The organism is Caballeronia sp. LP006, assembly GCF_031450995.1.
Taxonomy (GTDB): Bacteria; Pseudomonadota; Gammaproteobacteria; order Burkholderiales; family Burkholderiaceae; genus Caballeronia.
In genome coordinates, this window is the sequence record NZ_JARTVW010000005.1 from 2,075,471 (window position 1) to 2,092,942 (window position 17,472).

General features: G+C 63.0%; 17 protein-coding genes. 3 read left to right on the plus strand and 14 right to left on the minus strand.

Annotated features, from left to right (window positions below; all coding sequences use genetic code 11):
• Positions 1-72: 72 nt before the first annotated feature.
• The 3 genes from P9250_RS26290 to ndk all read right to left on the minus strand — a co-directional run bounded on the left by P9250_RS26290 (position 73) and on the right by ndk (position 3,079).
• Complete coding sequence (locus P9250_RS26290; RefSeq protein ID WP_310395986.1) at positions 73-1,161, minus strand: helix-turn-helix domain-containing protein; 1,089 nt, start codon at positions 1,159-1,161, stop codon at positions 73-75.
• A 187-nt stretch (positions 1,162-1,348) separates the two neighbouring features.
• Positions 1,349-2,491, minus strand: coding sequence for a 23S rRNA (adenine(2503)-C(2))-methyltransferase RlmN (gene rlmN, locus P9250_RS26295; protein ID WP_310395988.1), 1,143 nt, complete (start codon positions 2,489-2,491; stop codon positions 1,349-1,351).
• A 162-nt stretch (positions 2,492-2,653) separates the two neighbouring features.
• Positions 2,654-3,079, minus strand: a complete 426-nt coding sequence (ndk, locus tag P9250_RS26300) for a nucleoside-diphosphate kinase (protein ID WP_244825340.1) — start codon at positions 3,077-3,079, stop codon at positions 2,654-2,656.
• Here ndk and P9250_RS26305 point away from each other — a divergent pair.
• Together P9250_RS26305 and P9250_RS26310 are read left to right on the plus strand one after the other, a co-directional pair.
• On the plus strand, positions 3,078-3,350 hold the full coding sequence (locus tag P9250_RS26305) for a hypothetical protein (RefSeq protein WP_310395991.1): 273 nt from the start codon (positions 3,078-3,080) through the stop codon (positions 3,348-3,350). The genes ndk and P9250_RS26305 overlap by 2 nt on opposite strands.
• 84 nt (positions 3,351-3,434) lie before the next feature.
• Positions 3,435-4,133: a Bax inhibitor-1/YccA family protein gene (locus P9250_RS26310; protein WP_250492297.1), complete on the plus strand. Its 699-nt coding sequence runs from the start codon at positions 3,435-3,437 to the stop codon at positions 4,131-4,133.
• Positions 4,134-4,203: 70 nt separating this feature from the next.
• Here the strand turns inward: P9250_RS26310 and rlmD are convergent, their stop codons facing one another.
• From rlmD to surE, 6 genes are all read right to left on the minus strand, one after another.
• Positions 4,204-5,622: a 23S rRNA (uracil(1939)-C(5))-methyltransferase RlmD gene (gene rlmD / locus P9250_RS26315; RefSeq protein ID WP_310395993.1), complete on the minus strand. Its 1,419-nt coding sequence runs from the start codon at positions 5,620-5,622 to the stop codon at positions 4,204-4,206.
• Between the two features lie 65 nt (positions 5,623-5,687).
• Positions 5,688-6,464 (minus strand): 3'-5' exonuclease, encoded by a 777-nt coding sequence (locus P9250_RS26320; protein ID WP_250492295.1) that lies wholly within the window; start codon positions 6,462-6,464, stop codon positions 5,688-5,690.
• Between the two features lie 45 nt (positions 6,465-6,509).
• Positions 6,510-7,607 carry an RNA polymerase sigma factor RpoS gene (rpoS, locus tag P9250_RS26325; protein ID WP_250464972.1) on the minus strand — a complete coding sequence of 366 codons (1,098 nt, stop codon included), beginning with the start codon at positions 7,605-7,607 and terminating at the stop codon, positions 6,510-6,512.
• A gap of 11 nt (positions 7,608-7,618) precedes the next feature.
• Positions 7,619-8,560 carry a peptidoglycan DD-metalloendopeptidase family protein gene (locus tag P9250_RS26330; RefSeq protein ID WP_310395996.1) on the minus strand — a complete coding sequence of 314 codons (942 nt, stop codon included), beginning with the start codon at positions 8,558-8,560 and terminating at the stop codon, positions 7,619-7,621.
• A gap of 5 nt (positions 8,561-8,565) precedes the next feature.
• Positions 8,566-9,663, minus strand: a complete 1,098-nt coding sequence (locus P9250_RS26335) for a protein-L-isoaspartate(D-aspartate) O-methyltransferase (RefSeq protein WP_310395998.1) — start codon at positions 9,661-9,663, stop codon at positions 8,566-8,568.
• On the minus strand, positions 9,660-10,418 hold the full coding sequence (gene surE / locus P9250_RS26340; RefSeq protein ID WP_310396000.1) for a 5'/3'-nucleotidase SurE: 759 nt from the start codon (positions 10,416-10,418) through the stop codon (positions 9,660-9,662). The genes P9250_RS26335 and surE overlap by 4 nt, the downstream gene beginning before the upstream one ends.
• Before the next feature lie 103 nt (positions 10,419-10,521).
• Between surE and P9250_RS26345 the strand changes: the two genes are divergently transcribed.
• Positions 10,522-11,496, plus strand: a complete 975-nt coding sequence (locus tag P9250_RS26345) for an NADPH:quinone oxidoreductase family protein (RefSeq protein WP_310396002.1) — start codon at positions 10,522-10,524, stop codon at positions 11,494-11,496.
• Between the two features lie 130 nt (positions 11,497-11,626).
• Here the strand turns inward: P9250_RS26345 and P9250_RS26350 are convergent, their stop codons facing one another.
• The 5 genes from P9250_RS26350 to dnaX form a co-directional block, all read right to left on the minus strand.
• Positions 11,627-12,832, minus strand: a complete 1,206-nt coding sequence (locus P9250_RS26350; protein ID WP_244825349.1) for a CaiB/BaiF CoA-transferase family protein — start codon at positions 12,830-12,832, stop codon at positions 11,627-11,629.
• Between the two features lie 21 nt (positions 12,833-12,853).
• Positions 12,854-13,078, minus strand: a complete 225-nt coding sequence (locus tag P9250_RS26355; RefSeq protein ID WP_014191626.1) for a DUF1653 domain-containing protein — start codon at positions 13,076-13,078, stop codon at positions 12,854-12,856.
• A gap of 22 nt (positions 13,079-13,100) precedes the next feature.
• A complete protein-coding gene (gene recR / locus P9250_RS26360) occupies positions 13,101-13,697 on the minus strand; it encodes a recombination mediator RecR (RefSeq protein WP_244825350.1) in 597 nt (198 codons plus the stop codon).
• A gap of 59 nt (positions 13,698-13,756) precedes the next feature.
• Positions 13,757-14,083: a YbaB/EbfC family nucleoid-associated protein gene (locus tag P9250_RS26365; RefSeq protein WP_310396005.1), complete on the minus strand. Its 327-nt coding sequence runs from the start codon at positions 14,081-14,083 to the stop codon at positions 13,757-13,759.
• Positions 14,084-14,201: 118 nt separating this feature from the next.
• The gene (gene dnaX, locus P9250_RS26370; RefSeq protein ID WP_310396006.1) at positions 14,202-17,336 is read right to left on the minus strand and encodes a DNA polymerase III subunit gamma/tau; all 3,135 of its coding nucleotides are present in this window, start codon (positions 17,334-17,336) and stop codon (positions 14,202-14,204) included.
• Positions 17,337-17,472: the final 136 nt, after the last annotated feature.

Sequence of the window (17,472 nt, forward strand, 5' to 3'; positions counted from 1 at the left end):
GAAAAAGCCGGAATGCCCATGACTTGCACGCGCGCTGAACCTCCGACTCCGACACCGCTACGCGCCGCCCGTTCAGGGCAGCGTGAAGCGCGCGACGTTGCCGCGTGCGGAAACGTATTTCTTGGCGTCGACCGGCTGATCGTCAAACGAGATGGAATCGACGCTCTTCGCGTTGCCGACGGTCACCTTGAACGGCGCTTCGCCCTGCACGCGTTGCGTGCTTCCCGCGTGGACGAGACCGGAGAAAACCTCCTTGCCGTCCTTGCCGCGCACGCTGAACCAGCTATCTTCCTTCACTTTCAATTCGACTGCGCTCGCGCCCGTGCCGGCGACGACCGGCGCGGATGCGGCGGCGCCAGCGGCCGGCGCCTGCTTGGCTGCGGCCGACGCGCTTGCGCCCTGCAACGCCGCAATGGTCGACGACGAGGCCGGCAACGCGTTCGTGCCGAGCGGACGTGGCATTGGCTGTTCGCCGGGCGCGGCGGCCACTTCGGGCAGCGAGGCGGCTTCGCCGGTGTTCGCCGCGGCGGCTTCATCAGGCGTGGAGACGACGGAAGCGGACACCGTGTCGCCCGGCGCGGCCGTGCCAGCGCCCGTGCTCGACTTGAGGCGCGCGAGCCACGCCGACGAATCGCCGCCGGTATGCCACATCACGAGCGCGGCCAGCACCACGACGACCGCCGCGATGCCCCAGAGCCACGAGCGTTTCTTGCCCGACGAGCCACCGAGTGGCACCGACACGCGCTGTCGCGGCAGACCCGCACCCGCCGAAGCCGGCACCTTCAGATTTTGCCCGACCGCCGCGCCCTCGCGACGAAACGCCTGCGTGAAAGGCGCGGGATCGGTACCGAGAACCTTGGCGTAGCTACGCACGATACCCACTGCGAACGTGCGATCGGGCAATTGACTGATGTCGCCCGCTTCCAGCGCGAGCAGCTTGTTCGGCGAGACCTTGAGACGCGCTGAAATGTCGTCGATCGACCATGACTTCGCGTGACGAAGCTGCGCGAGCCGCGCGCCGACAGCGGCAATCGAATCCAGAGGCCCCGTCTGGCTCGCGTTCGATGCCGCCCCGCCAGTGCCCGCCTGACCGTCATGCTCATTGACAGGAAGACCCCCGGTATGACTGCCAAAAGGCGTCGGGTGCTGCGGCTCACTCATCCCAATTTCCTCGCATCGATTCTTTTATATAGCGCGGCTAAGCCGGCGGATTGCATCAAAACGTGAACGATACAGCCCCGGCAATGTTGCAGACCGCTTTATAACAAAATGTTCGGCTTTGCGCGCCGGCCTGGCGCGACTTCCGTCTTTTCGGACTTGTTTTTCTTCGCTGTACGGCGGCAATGCGTCAGACCGCGCGCACCTCGATCACCTTGCCTGGCGCGCGACCCATGCGTTCCACGAGGCGCGTGCGATCCTTCACTTCGCCCGCAAGCTGCCCGCAAGCTGCGTCGATGTCGTCGCCGCGCGTCTTGCGCACGGTGGTGACGATGCCCGCGTCCATCAGAACCTGCGCGAAGCGCTTGATCTGCTCGTTCTTCGAACGAGTCAGACCTGATTCCGGGAACGGATTGAACGGAATGAGGTTGAATTTGCACGGCACGTCGCGCGTGACGGCCAGCAGTTCGCGCGCATGGGCTTCGGTGTCGTTGACGCCGTCGAGCATGCAGTATTCGAACGTGATGAAATCGCGCGGCGCAACCTTCAGATAGCGCTGGCACGCAGCCATCAATTCACGCAGCGGATACTTCTTGTTGAGCGGCACCAGCATGTCGCGCAGCGGATCGTTCGGCGCGTGTAGCGACACGGCGAGCGCCACTGGCAGATCCGCGGCGAGGCGGTCCATCATGGGCACGACGCCGGAAGTGGATAGCGTCACGCGACGGCGCGACAGGCCATAGGCGTTGTCGTCGAGCATCAGACGCATGGCGGGCACGACGGCGTCGTAATTCAGCATGGGCTCGCCCATGCCCATCATCACGACATTGGTGATGACGCGCTCGCCCTTTCCCGGGCCGCCGACTTCGCGCCCGAGCGACTTGCGCAGCGCGAATTCGGCCATGCGCAACTGGCCGATGATCTCGCCAGTGGTCAGATTGCGGGAGAATCCCTGCTTGCCTGTGGAACAGAACCGGCAGTTCACCGCGCAGCCTGCCTGCGAGGACACGCACAACGTGCCGCGCGTTTCCTCGGGAATGAACACGGTTTCGACCGCGTTGCCGTTGCCTACGTCGATCAGCCACTTGCGCGTGCCGTCGGTGGAAACGTGATCGCGAGAGATGTCGGGCATCGCCAAACTGGCGCGACCCTTGAGTTTTTCGCGCAGCGATTTCGCGAGGTCCGTCATGCCGTCGAAGTCGTCGACGCCATATTGGTGGATCCAGCGCTGCAATTGCTTGGCGCGAAACGGCTTTTCGCCCAGGCTGCCGCAATAAGCGACGAGCCCGGCGGCGTCGAGATCGAGAAGATTGACGGTGCTGCTGTTCGTCATGTCGAGTCCTGCCATTTCAGTTTGCGAAGCTCGGGAGCTTTTGCCCGAGACCGTTCGCGCCAATTCCTGCATGTCCAGCTTTTCAAGCGATGCCGGCGCGACAGCCGCATGATCCGGCGCACTGCCTCGAGGCGCGGACCGATGCGGCAACCAACGCGCGACTTAACGCGAGTAGACGTTCACTTGCGGGAAGAAGAACGCGATTTCCTGCGCTGCCGTTTCCGGAGCGTCGGAACCATGCACTGCATTTGCATCGATGCTGTCCGCGAAATCAGCGCGGATCGTGCCCTTGTCTGCCTTCTTCGGATCGGTCGCGCCCATCAGGTCGCGGTTCTTGATGATTGCGCCTTCGCCTTCCAGCACTTGAATCTGCACCGGACCGGAGATCATGAATTCCACGAGGTCCTTGAAAAACGGGCGTGCAGCGTGCACTGCGTAGAACTTTTCCGCGTCCGCGCGCGACAGATGCACCATGCGCGAAGCAATGATCTTGAGTCCAGCACTCTCGAAACGGCTGTAGATTTGGCCGATAACATTCTTTGCCACTGCGTCCGGCTTGATAATCGACAGGGTGCGCTCGATTGCCATGAAAAACTCCAAAAAATTAACGGTTTACGGATTAAAAGGAATCGACAATTGTAGCATGAAGCAGGGTATGATTGCGATTGAAACCTTACGGCGCCGTAAGGGTCGAACCGTCATACGCCAGCGTGCCTTAAGCGTGTTCGCGCCGAGAAATGTCGGCGCCATTGATTTCGGACCGTGCGGCAGTCATATTGGAGTCGAGCCGCGCTTTGCAACCGCCTCGCGACATCAGGCACTGCACGAAACCGGAATGGCGCGGGCAACGGCCTCATAATCGCTTAAGTATTCCTACCGTATCATTCGTGTATGACGGATGTAGCGCGGGTCGACGACAGACAATTTGAAGCAAGGAGAAACCATGAACGAATCACCCTACAGTTTTGGACGCAACGGCAGCGTCACTTCGGTCGAGGTGCGCAACCGCGTGCTACGCAACACTTACTGGCTGCTCGCGCTTTCCATGGTGCCGACGGTGCTCGGCGCGTGGGTCGGCGTCGCGACGGGCTTTTCCCTCTTCGCGGCCACCAGCCCGGCAATGAGCTTCATCGCGTTCATGGCGATTGCGTTCGGCTTCATGTTCGCCATCGAGAAAACGAAGAACAGCAGCATGGGCGTGGTCGTCCTGCTCGGCTTCACGTTCTTCATGGGCCTGATGCTCTCGCGTCTTTTGAGCTTCATCCTCGGTTTCTCGAATGGGCCGCAGCTCATCATGATGGCCTTTGGCGGCACGGGCGTGATTTTCGCGGCCATGGCGACCATCGCCACGGTCAGCAAGCGTGACTTTTCGGGCCTCGGCAAGTGGCTGTTCATGGGCGTGATGGTCATTCTGCTGGCTGCAGTCGCGAACATTTTCCTGCAACTGCCGGCGCTCATGCTGACGATCTCCGTGCTCGCCATCGTCATCTTCTCGGCTTACATGCTGTTCGACGTGCAGCGCGTTGTGAATGGCGGCGAGACGAACTACATCAGCGCGACGCTCGCCATCTACCTCGATCTGTACAACGTCTTCACGAATTTGCTGGCACTGCTCGGCATCTTCGGCGGCAACCGGAACTGATCGAACCGGTGCTTCAAACGAAAAACCGGCCTTCGGGCCGGTTTTTTTTGCCTTCTTAAATAAAAGCGCTTCAGTCGCGTTCGAACAATGCAATGGATTCGACGTGCGACGTATGCGGGAACATGTTGACGACGCCCGCGCCCTTCATCCGATACCCCGCCTCGTGGACGAGCAGGCCGGCGTCGCGCGCGAGCGTCGCCGGGTTGCACGACACATAAACGATGCGCTTCGGCAGCGAACCCTCGCCGCTTTGAGCGATGTCCGCAAGCGCCTTCGCCACTGCGAGCGCGCCCTCGCGCGGCGGATCGATCAGATATTTGTCGAAGTGCCCGAGCGCGCGCAGATCGTCGGCAGTCACTTCGAACAAATTGCGGCAGGCAAACGACGTATGGCCGTCCACGCCATTGGCCTGCGCGTTTTCCAGTGCGCGCGCGGTCAGCGCTTCGCTTCCTTCGATACCCACCACTTCGCGCGACACGCGCGCAAGCGGCAGCGTGAAGTTGCCGATGCCGCAAAACAAATCGAGCACGCGATCGTTCTGTTCCGGCGCGAGCAGGCTCAACGCGCGCGCCACGAGCACGCGGTTGATCTGATGGTTCACCTGCGTGAAATCAGTCGGCTTAAATGGCATGCGGATGTGAAACTCCGGCAGCGTATAAGCCAGTTCGCTCTCGAGCGGATAAAACGGATAAACCGTGTCGGGACCTTTCGGCTGCAGCCAGAATTGCACGCCGGCGTGTTCGTCGGCAAAGGCGCGCAAAAGCGCTTCGTCGGCGTCGTTGAGCGGTTCGAGAATGCGCAACACCAGCGCCGTCACGTCCGCGCCAACCGCAAGCTCGATCTGCGGCATGCGGTCACGAATCGACAAACCGGCTACCAGATGCCGCAGTGGCACGAGCATGGCGGAAACGTGCGGCGGCAGCACCTCGCAACTCGTCATGTCGGCGACATAGCTGCTCTTGCGTTCATGAAAGCCGACGAGCACGCCGCCCTTTTTCTCGACGTGCCGCACCGTCAGGCGCGCGCGATAGCGATAACCCCACGACGGCCCGTGAATCGGCCGGAACATGGTTTCCGCGCGCAGTTTCGACAAATGCTGGAGATTGTCCTCGAGCACCCGCTGCTTCACGGCAATCTGCGCGCGCACGTCGAGATGCTGCATGGAACAACCGCCGCACGTGCCGAAGAACTGACACTTCGGCTTCGTGCGGATGACCGCCTCGCGCAACACGTTCACCACTTGCGCCTGCTCGAAACTCGGCTTCTTGCGATAGCTCGAATAGCTCACTCGTTCGCCGGGCAGCGCGCCTTCGACGAAGATCACCTTGCCCGGCTCACCGTTCTCGTTGACCGTGCGGCCGACGCCGCGCGCGTCCATGTCGAGTGACTCGATTTCGATTTCGGGCGCGACGAATGACGGATCGGGCATAACGGTTTTGGCCGGCGCGGCGCGGCGGCGATGCGAATTTTTTCGAGCGGCTTCAGACACCTGCGTACTTCCTGACTGACGTGTTGGCAAAGGCGAGATTGTAGACGAACGTCACGGCCTCGCACTCACCGGCCGAATGCGGTGAGATATTCGGCCCAATGCGGCGACGCTTCCAGCGCGAGCGCGTTCTTCACGAAGTTGATCTCGTCCGCGTACTCGTCCGGCGTGAGTCCGCCACGCATCATCTGAAAGCGGCAATACATGAGGTAAGTGTTGACGACATCCGTTTCGCAATAGTTGCGGATTTCGTCGATCTGACCATCGCAATAGGCGTCCCACACCTTGCCGCCGTCCATGCCCAGCTTGCCGGGAAAGCCACATAGTTTGGCGAGTGCATCGAGCGGCGCGTTGGCGCGCGCCTGATACATCGCGAGCACGTCCATCAGGTCGAGATGCCGCATGTGATAGCGGCTGATGTAGTTGTTGAACCTGAACTCGCGATCGTCCTGGCCCAAGTCCCAGTAACGCGGCGCCGCGATGCCATGCACGAGCGCACGGTAATGGAGCACGGGCAGATCGAAACCGCCGCCGTTCCACGAAACGAGTTGCGGCGTGTATTTCTCGATCACGCGATAAAACGACTGGATCAGCGATGCCTCGCCATCCGTCTTCGTGCCGAGCGAGCGCACGCGAAAACCGCTGTCGTCGCGAAAGACGCAGGAGATGGCGGCAATGCGTTGCAGATGATGCGGCAAGAAGTCGTTGCCTACGCGCTCGCGGCGCGCGGCGAACGCGTGTTCGGCGACTTCGCGCGCGGACAGATCGTCGGGTAAGTCTTCGAGACGGCGAATGCCGTCGACATCGGGAATGGTCTCGATGTCGAATACGAGAATCGGTGTCATTGAATTCTGGAAACGCGGCACTCTTTCGAACGCCGCTTTGGAGCGTTAAAGCACGGCGTCCTTGCGCACGCCGTTCGAGGCGAAGAAGCGTTTGAGCCGCACGAGCGCCTCTTGCTGGATTTGCCGTACGCGTTCGCGCGTGAGGCCCATTTCATCGGCCAGTTCTTCGAGCGTGGCGGGTTCGATATGGTTCAGCCCGAAACGCCGTTCGATCACATGCCGATGTTTGTCCGACAGACGCGAAAGCCAGAGCCGCGTGAGCGTTTCCAGTTCGCGGTGCTGAACTTCGGCATCCGGCGACTGGCTTTGATCGTCCGAAAGGAGATCGAGCAGGCTGCTGCCGGGGTCGAGGTCGAGCGGGGCATCGAGCGAAGCCGTGTGTTCGTTGAGCGCGAGGATATCGGTGACTTCCTCCGGCGTCTTGCCGGTGAGATACGCAATATCCTCGATGCTCGCGTCGCGGCGCTCGGGCGCGACGGGATCGGTGGAATTCGCCGAGTTCTTTTCCAGATGACGCTTCGCGCGCAACACTTGATTCAGTTCGCGAATCACATGCACCGGAAGGCGCACCGTGCGCGCCTGATTCATGATTGCGCGCTCGATGCTCTGGCGAATCCACCACGTGGCGTAAGTCGAAAAACGAAAACCGCGCGTGGGATCGAATTTCTCGATTGCGTGCATGAGACCGAGGTTGCCTTCCTCGATCAGATCGAGCAAAGGCACGCCGCGATTGAGATAACCCTTAGCGATACTCACCACCAGCCGCAAATTGCGCTCGATCATGACCTGGCGCGCCTCGAACTCGCCCGCCTTGGCAAGACGCGAATAACGCTGCTCTTCCTCGACGGTGAGCAGCGGTTTCACGCTGATGCGATTGAGGTAATGCTGAATGGTGTCGGCCGTCAGTTCGGCCTGCAAAAGAGAGCGAAAGTCGTCGGGTTCGGGCGCGGAATCGTTTGCGCCTTCTCCCGACTCGTCGCCACCCTTTTTACGGTTTTCGCCTTCTTCGTCGGAATCGATATCGACGTCGATGTTTTCGGCATCGTCGTCTCGGGTCGAAGCACCGTCTTCCACCGACACTTGCAACGGTCGGCTGATGGTCTCAGTCTCGGCTTGCGGCTGGCGGCGCTTCGTTTTTTGCATGATGGCTCGCTTTATTGCGGCGGCAAATACTTCAGTGGGTCAACAGGTTTTCCCTGCCGGCGAACTTCGAAATGCAACATCACACGGTCTGAATCGCTGTTGCCCATTTCGGCGATTTTTTGACCTTTGGTCACCGCGTCTCCTTCTTTTACCATCAAAGCGCGGTTGTGTGCGTACGCAGTGAGAAAAGTCGCGTCGTGCTTGATGATGATGAGATTCCCGTAGCCGCGCAAGCCATTTCCGGAGTAGACGACCCTGCCATCCGCCGATGCATTGACTGCATCTCCCGGTGCACCGCCAATGTTCAAACCTTTGTTCTTCGCGTCGTCGAATGTGCCGAGAATCGGACCACGCGCCGGCCAGATGAAAGCCGGTTGAGCCGTTGCCGCGCTGTCCACGCCCGGCGCCGGCGTGGTGCCCGCGAGCGCACCCAATGCAGCGCCCGGCGCCGCGCCCATGCCCGACGACGGACCGTAGTACGGCGGCTGCGTCGTTGCACCCGACTGCGGCGTGCCATAGACCCCCGCGCCGCCGTTAAGCGGTTGCGTAGCCACCGCGCCACCCGCGATCGGTGCGGTCGACACGCCCGGCGTCGCCGCTGCCAGATTCGCACCCGGAGGCGCCACACGCACCAGTTGACCGACTTCGATCTGGTTCGGGTTCGTCAGGTTATTCCACGTTGCGATGTCGTGATAATTCTGACCGTTTTCCAATGCGATCCGATATAGGGTGTCGCCCGGTTTCACGCGAATATAGCCAGGCGGCGGCGGCTGGTTGGCAAGCGCGGCGGCATCCGTGGCGATAGGCGCGCCCGTTCTGTCGACCACCGGCGCTGAATCCATCCGCGACGCACAGGCCGCCAGCATGGACAGCGCAAGGACGCACGCACCGCGCTGCGCCGCCGTTAGGCGAACGTCCGCACGCGTTTCTCGCAAAGCACGCAAGATACTCATCGGTTTCAAATCACTCCGGATTTTAAAGGTACAAAAAAAACGCGATCGAGCTGCGACTCCCGCCATTGCGTGGCCGACACGCGCGTGACGAGCGTGAGCACCTGCGACTGCGCGGCCTGCGAGCCCACCGGCGCGACGAGCCTGCCGCCTATCGCCAGTTGTTCGAGCAAGGCCTGCGGCACGTCGAGTCCCGCGCACGCGATCACGATGGCATCGAACGGCGCCGCGGCAGCCAGTCCGAGCCGCCCGTCGCCGTAATGCAGCCGGATATTCGGCACACGCAGCGGCCGAAGATTGAGCTTGGCGCGTTCGGACAACGGCCGCACGCGCTCGATCGAATAAACCTCGGTCGCGACCTGCGACAGCACCGCTGCCTGATAGCCGCAACCGGTGCCGATTTCCAGCACCTTGTCCAACGTGCGCCCTGCCGCGACCAGTTCGATCATGCGCGCGACGACCGACGGCTTCGAGATGGTCTGATGGTGACCGATCGGCAGCGCGGCATCTTCGTAAGCCTGCGCGGCGAGGCCGGGGTCGACGAACATATGGCGCGGCACGACCGACATGGCGTTCAACACGCGCGGGTCGGTCACGCCGTTCGCGCGCAGGCGTTCGACCATGCGCTCGCGCACCCGTTCCGAGGTGAGCGTCTGCGTGCTGGCGAATGCCACGTTGGGCGCGCCCTTTTTCGTGGCCGTCGATGCCGCGTTCAGATCGCGTCCGGCGGGACGCTGCGCGGTGCGCAATGCACTCGTTCGGGGATGCGGCGCCTGGGCCGGACTGCGATTCGCGCCCGGAACCGGTTTCGCAGTTCCACTTGCCGGTTTGGTAGCGGCCTTGGCGACGGAATTGACGACAGGCTGAGCCACCGAGCGCACCGGAAAAACCGTGGTCGCGGACTTGGCGGATGCCGCCGCGCTCGCCGGATTCTTGAGCGCCGAAGCCGCGCCGCGCACACTGCCCGGCTTCGCGGCAGCGGCTTTCGTGGTCGATACCGCCACTGACTTGGCGCGCGCGTCCTGCGTGCGGCCGGCCGGCTTGCGCGGCTCGCGCACGAGGTCCGCGAGCGCCAGCGGGAAGCGCTTGGCGCGCTCATCGCTCATGAGCGACGGCTCCCGGCTTGCGCCCATTCGCGGGTCTCGGCCATGAGTTTCGTGTGAGTCAGGTCGAGCTGCAGCGGCGTGATCGAAACGAAGCCGTTCGCGACTGCGTGAAAGTCGGTGCCTTCGCTGGCGTCGAGCGCGTCGCCCGACGGGCCGATCCAGTAGATCGGGTTGCCGCGCGGGTCGGTCTGGCGAACTACCGGCTGCGACGGGTGCCGCTTGCCCAGACGCGTGACCTTCCACTCGCGCAGTTGGTCGTACGGCAGGCTCGGAATATTGACGTTCAGAAGCGGATGACCCGGCATGGGGTGATCCAGAAAATGCGCGACGATTTCGGCGGCCACGCGCGCCGCATCTTCGAGATGCAGCCAGTCACGCCCGACGAGCGAAAACGCGATCGCCGGAATGCCGAACATGAAGCCTTCGGTGGCGGCCGCGACCGTGCCGGAATAGAGCGTGTCCTCGCCGACATTCTGGCCGTTGTTGATCCCTGACACGACGAGATCGGGCCGCGCTTCGAGCATGCCGGTGAGCGCGATATGCACCGAGTCGGTTGGCGTGCCGTTCACGAAGTTGAAACCGTTAGCCGACTGATGCACGCTCAATGGCCGCGACAACGTGAGCGAGTTGGACGAGCCGCTGCAGTTCTGCTCCGGCGCCATCACCGTTACTTCGCCGAGCGGCTGCAAGGCGTCGTGCAGCGCGTTGATGCCGCGCGCCAGGTAGCCGTCGTCGTTGCTGAGTAGGATTCGCATCCGGCGATTGTAACCGAGGAAACATGACGCGCCCACGCTTTGCGGGGTCGCGCACAGACAGCCGTCTGCCCTACACTTGGCGCCAGGCCATCAAGGAGGACACATGCGCGCCGTTCGATGCAACCAACACGGATTACCCGATACGCTCACCGTCGAAACGCTGCCGGATTTGCACCCCGAAGCCGGGGAAATCGTCATCGATGTGAAGGCCGCGAGCGTGAATTTTCCCGATGTACTGATCATCCAGAACAAGTACCAGTTCAAACCGCCGCTGCCATTTACGCCGGGTGCGGAACTCGCGGGAATCGTGCGTGAGGTGGGTGCGGGCGTCACGCGCGTGAAACCTGGCATGCGCGTCGCGGCTTACACCGCGCAAGGGGCATTCGCGCAACAGGCGCGTGCTCGGGAAACGGATTGCGTCGTGCTGCCCGACGACGTCGACCTCGCGCTCGCCGCGGCCTTCACGCTTGCCTACGGCACGTCCTATCACGCGCTCGTGGATCGCGGCGCGCTCAAGTCGGGCGAGACGCTCCTCGTGCTCGGCGCGGCGGGCGGCGTGGGCGTCGCGGCCATTCAGATCGGCAAGATTCTCGGCGCGCGCGTGATCGCGGCGGCATCGAGCGCGGAAAAGCTCGCGTTCTGTCGCGAGCAAGGCGCGGATGAAATCATCGACTATCGAAACGAAGACTTGCGCGAGCGCGTCAAGGCGCTCACCCATGGCCAAGGTCCCGATGTCATATTCGATCCGGTGGGCGGCGCCTATGCCGAACCGGCGTTTCGCAGCATCGGCTGGCGCGGGCGTTATCTCGTGGTCGGCTTCGCCAACGGCGAGATCCCGAAGCTGCCTCTCAACCTCGCGTTGTTGAAGGGCGCGAGCATCGTCGGCGTGTTCTGGGGCGATCACATGCGCCGCGAGCACGCGATCGCCGATTCCGAATTTGCCACCATGGTGGACTGGATCAAGGACGGCAAGTTGCTGCCGGTGGTGACCAAACGCTATCCGCTCGATGCAACCGCGCAAGCCCTCGACGACATGATGAACCGGCGCGTGACGGGGAAGATCGTGATCGAGCCTTGAGGCGCTTCGAAGGTTGGTCGTGGGCCACGGTGCATGCGCGACGCCCTGCCCCATGCGCAAGCCGGCGCCGGTGTCGCGGCCATCTTCGGGCCGCCGCGAGAGTTCGCGTTTTTTACGCGTAACGACTTCCTCAGATCACGTTCGCCGCACGCAACCGCGCGATGTCGTCCTCGGCATACCCAAGCGACCGAAGCACTTCATCCGTATGTTCGCCGAGTTGCGGCCCGAGCCAGCGCGTCTCGCCAGGCGTCTCGGACAGCTTCGGCGTCACGTTCGGCAGCGTGATCTCACGGCCGTCCTGCCACGGAAAACGCTGCAGCATTTGACGCGCGATGTACTGCGGATCGGTGAACATGTCGGCCACGCTGTAGATACGGCCGGCGGGCACATCGGCGGCGTTGAGGACGGCGAGTGCCTCGTCGATACTGCGCGTCGACAACCACGCGGCGATGGCATCGTCGATTTCCTGCGTGCGCGGCACGCGGCCATCGTTCGAAGCGAGCGCGGGATCGTCGGCGAGATCGGCACGGTCGATTGCCGTCATCAACCGCTTGAAAATGGGATCGCTATTGCCGCCAATGACGATGCTGCCGTCGCGGCACGGATAGGTATTCGACGGCACGATGCCCGGCAGCGACGCGCCGGTGCGCTCGCGCACCATGCCATAGACGCCGTACTCGGGCACCACGCTTTCCATCATGTTGAAGACGGCTTCGTAGAGCGCGACATCGACCACCTGCCCTTTGCCGCCATTCACCTGCCGATGATGCAGCGCCATCAACGCGCCGATCACGCCGTGCAGCGCGGCAATGGAGTCGCCAATGGAAATGCCGATGCGCGGCGGCGGTAACTCGGGATAGCCCGTGATATGACGCAAGCCGCCCATCGATTCGGCGATCGCGCCAAAGCCCGGTCTGTCGCGATACGGCCCGGTCTGGCCGTATCCCGAGAGCCGCACCATCACGAGACCGGGGTTTTCGGCAGAAAGCACCTCATAGCCGAGCCCAAGTTTTTCGAGCAAGCCCGGCCGAAAATTTTCGACGACGATATCCGCTTCTTTCGCCAGCCGCCGCACGATCTCCTTGCCCTCTTCGGCCTTCAGATTGATCGTCACGGACTTCTTGTTGCGCGCCTGTACCGCCCACCAGAGGGACGTTCCGCCCACTTCAGGGTAAAGCTTGCGCCACTTGCGCAGCGGATCGCCGCCCTTCGGATCTTCGATCTTGATGACATCCGCGCCGAATTCGCCCATGAAGCGCGCCGCGAACGGTCCCGCGATGAGCGTGCCGAGTTCCAGCACCTTGACGCCGGCAAGCGGGCCCGTCGATGCGGTCATGTCGTTCGTCTCCGCCAATTTTTAAAGTGGGATGTCGAGTGGCTTGAAGCGCGGCGCGCCGTCGGCGAGCGTCTCGTTGAACATCGCGGCGGGCCGGACCCATAAACCGCGATCATGCGGCCAGAGATGCTCGTAGACGATCATGGCTTCCTCGGTTTCCGAGTGCCGCGCGACGCCGATCACGCGATACAGCCCGCCCTTGTAATGTCGATGCGTCGCGAGCGCGAGTGCTTCGGTTTCTGTCATCGATGCAGTCCTTGATCTTTTCTCACACCGAGCGGCGGTCGAGCATCGCGCGGGCGATGGTGCCGGCATCGACGTATTCGAGTTCGCCGCCCACCGGTACGCCGCGCGCGAGCCGCGTGACCTTCAGCCCTTTCGACTTGAGCGTCTGTGCCAGATAGTGCGCGGTCGCCTCGCCTTCGTTGGTGAAGTTGGTGGCAAGCACCACTTCATTCACGGTGCCGTCGAGCGCGCGGTTGATGAGCCGCTCGAAGTGAATTTCCTTCGGCCCGATGCCGTCGAGCGGACTCAGCCGGCCCATCAACACGAAGTAGAGCCCGCGATACGTGAGCGTCTGCTCCAGCATGATCTGATCGGCCGGCGTCTCGACGACGCATAGAAGCGCGGAATCGCGTTCTTCGTCGCTGCATACTTCGCAGATGTCGGCTTCGGTGAAGGTATTGCACTTCTCGCAGTGCTTCAGATGCCCGGTCGCGAACAGCAGCGCGTTGCCGAGTTTGTCGGCGCCCGCGCGGTCGTGCTGCATCAGGTGATACGCCATGCGCTGCGCCGACTTCGGGCCGACGCCGGGCAGCGCACGCAGCGCTTCGACGAGCGCCGACAAGGCGGATGGTTGTTTCATGTGTCCTCATGGGCGGGCCGAAAGCGCGGCAAACGCCGCGTGCGCCTTCGGCCACGCGCTTAAAACGGCAGCTTGAAGCCGGGCGGCATGGGCATGCCGGCCGTCATGCCGCCCATCTTTTCCTGCGTGGTGGCTTCGGCCTTGCGCACGGCGTCGTTGAACGCGGCGGCGACCAGGTCTTCGAGCATGTCCTTGTCGTCGGCGAGCAGGCTCGAATCGATCTGCACGCGGCGCACGTCGTTCTTGCAGGTCATCGTCACCTTGACGAGACCGGCGCCGGACTGGCCTTCGACCTCGATCAGCGCGAGCTGATCCTGCATCTTCTTCATGTTTTCCTGCATTTGCTGAGCTTGCTTCATCAGCCCGGCGAGTTGGTTCTTCATCATGATTCGGCTCCTTGAAACGGATAGTGCGTATGACGGGCAGACGCTCAGGCGAAAATGCCCGTGCGCCCGGTTGATTCGTTCGCGGCGCGGCTTCTGACGGCGCGCCTCGCGGGATGGCTTATCTTACAGAAGACGCGCCCGAAGGATTCGCGCCCGTTGCGGCAACCGGCTTGATCGATCCCTGCACGATGCTCGCGCCGAAATCGCGAATGAGCGATTGCACGAACGGGTCTTGCCTGATTTCCTGCTCGGCTTGCTGCTGGCGTTTCGCGCGTTCGGCGGCGTCGAGCGCGGCGGCGGTGCGGCGTGCGGGCGCAACCGACACATTGACCTCGAGCGCGCGGCCGAGTTTCTCCGTGAGCGCGGTCTTGAGCTTGGCGACTTGCGCGGCGTCCGCGTATTGCGGCACGGGAACGACGAGTGTGAGCGAACTGGCGTCGCAGGCGGTCAGTTCGCTGTTGAACGCGAGCTGGTATGCGATGCCCTTGAGCGGCAGATCGACCGCGAGCGTCGCCCATTCTCCCGCGATGCCTATAGCGTCGAGCGGCACGGCGGGCGGCAGCGGCGTGGCGTCGATCTTCGGCGCGGGCTTCGCTGCGGGCGCGGGTTCGTTGCCGAAGCGCATGTCGTCCGGTGCGTTATCGAACGCGGGCATGTAGCCGTCGTCGGGAGCGGCGGAGAAGTATTCATCCTCCGATCCGGGCGGCGGGTAGTCGTCGGGCGGCATGTCTTCCCAAGGAGGGATGACCTTGGGGCTTGCTTTCGCGTTGGCGTCATTGCCGGCGCGAGCGGCATTGTCGACGCTGGCGTTCGTGTTGGTGTTGATGTGGGCGCTACCGTTGCCTTTGCTGTCGACGCCCACGCCGGTGCTGCGCCCGCGAACGCCATTGTCGAGGCCGACGTTGCTCCCGCCAATGGCATCAGCACCCGCGTTGTCTGCCGCAGGCGTCGCCTGTACGTCAGAGCCCGCGCTGGCGCGCGGCGCGACGCGGCGCGGCGTCGGCACGGGAACCGAGGGCTTCGGCACGGCAGGTTTCGTTGCAGCAGGAGCGCCCGCTGGCGCTGCCGCCGCGCCTCTTCCACCACGATCCGATGAAAGTCGCATTCCCGCACTACGCAATACTTCGAGCGCGTCCCTCGCGCCACCTGCGGCGCTGCGCGGCGCGACAGATCCGGCAGACGGCGACACGGTTTCGGACGCGCCATTATTAGAAGCCTCGTCTACAGCTTGCCGAGCCGCGGCAGAAAGCGGCGCCGATGCGACTGGCACTTCGTCAAACACAACGTCTCGTGCATTCCCGACAGCAGACGGCGTATTGGCCTGAACGATCTCTCCTGTGCCTTGCGCGAGCGGCGATTCGGCGGCCTCGGCTACAGAAGGCGACTCGGCAGAGTCGGCCTTCCGCACATCTGAAGATGCGGCGCTCGGCGTGGCCGAATCGAAGTCTTTCCGCGCCACTGGTGCATCGCTTGAAGATGCGATGGTGTTCAGAGGCGCGGCCGAATCGGCAGCGGCCGCGGCAATATCCCGTGCGCCTGGAGGCGTGGCGCTATCTGCAACAGGAGCGGGATTGGCAGTGGCCGTCTGCGCGCCTGAAGATGCGGCGCTGTCCGACACTAAAGCTGAATGACCGACGTCCGCTCTCGATGCGCTTGACAAGCCAGCCGTGTTTGCAAGCGCAGTCGAATCGCCAGAGGTCGCGTTCTTCGCGCCCGAAGGAGCGGCACTTCCTCCAGCGTCCGGCAAGTCCGCGGAACCGGCGTAAGCCGCACGCGATGCCCCATCCGCCATCGCCGATCCTCGTGCATCGGACGCGCCGACTGGCTTCGCGACTGATTCAGCCGATTCGACACTGCGCTTCGCTTCAGCGCCCGCAAGCTCGTCGGATGCGTCACGTGGCCCGACTTTCGCCGAGGTCGCAGACCGTGCGCCATGCATGTCCAAATCGGAAGCAGCCGCTTCACCTGACTCAGCCAACTTCTCAAAAGAACGGTCGCTAATCTGGTGCCGCGCGCCCGCTCGATCCGCCAGAACGCCATCGCGAGCCACCGGTGCCGGCGCCACGGCCCGCTCCGCCATAGCTCCCGCGAGCGCCGCATTGCGCGCGCCCTTCACGCTTTGCGGCGCACTCACCGCGAGCCCGCCACCGCCACCTCCGCCAGGACCGCCAGCGGGTTCGAACGCGAGCATGCGCAGAAGCGTCATCGTGAAGCCCGCGTATTCATCAGGCGCGAGCCCCAGTTCGCTGCGTCCGACGGTCGCGATCTGGTAGAACAACTGAACCTGTTCGGCCGACAAGCCCTCGGCGAATCGACGAATATCTCCCGCCTCCGGCCACTCGTCCAGCACCGATGCCGGCGCGAACTGCGCCCACGCAATTCGATGCAGCAAGCTCGCCAGATCCTGCAACGCGGTCGAGAACGATAGACTGCGCAAAGCCATTTCATCGGCGATGGCGAGCACGCCCGCGCCATCGCTTGCGGCGAGGGCATCGAGCAGGCGGATCAGATAGCTTTGATCCAGCGCGCCGAGCATGCCGCGCACGGCTTCCTCGGTCACCTGATTGGCCGAATAGGCGATAGCCTGATCGGTCAGCGAAAGCGCGTCGCGCATGCTGCCGTCCGCCGCGCGCGACAACAACCGCAGCGCCTGCACTTCGAAAGCAATGCTCTCTTGCTGGAGGATGTTCTCCAGATGCGACACGATATGCCCCGCAGGCATCTGCTTCAGATTGAACTGGAGGCAGCGCGACAGCACGGTGACCGGAATCTTCTGCGGATCGGTCGTGGCGAGAATGAACTTCACATGGGGAGGCGGCTCTTCCAACGTCTTCAACATGGCGTTGAACGCGTGGTTCGTGAGCATGTGCACTTCGTCGATCATGTAGACCTTGAAGCGCGCGTCGACCGGTGCATAAACCGCGCGCTCGAGCAGCGCCGCCATTTCGTCGACACCGCGATTGCTCGCCGCATCCATTTCGACGTAATCGACGAAACGGCCTTCGTCGATTTCCCGGCAAGCGCGGCACACGCCGCACGGCTTCGAGGTCACGCCGGTTTCACAGTTGAGCGCTTTTGCAAAGATGCGCGAAAGCGTGGTCTTGCCGACGCCGCGCGTACCCGTGAAAAGATACGCGTGATGCAGGCGTCCACCGTCGAGCGCGTGCGTGAGCGCACGAACGACGTGCTCCTGGCCGACGAGCGACTCGAACGATTTCGGCCGCCATTTGCGTGCGAGAACTTGATAGGTCATGCGCGAAATTGTATCAGCAACGACTAGCGGCAAACGCCGCCGAAAGCGGCTGTCCGGCGCATCCGGAACACGCGTGAAGAAGCGGATTCAAGTCGCGTAGATGCGAGCGAATCGACTAAAAACCAGAGGAGAGTGA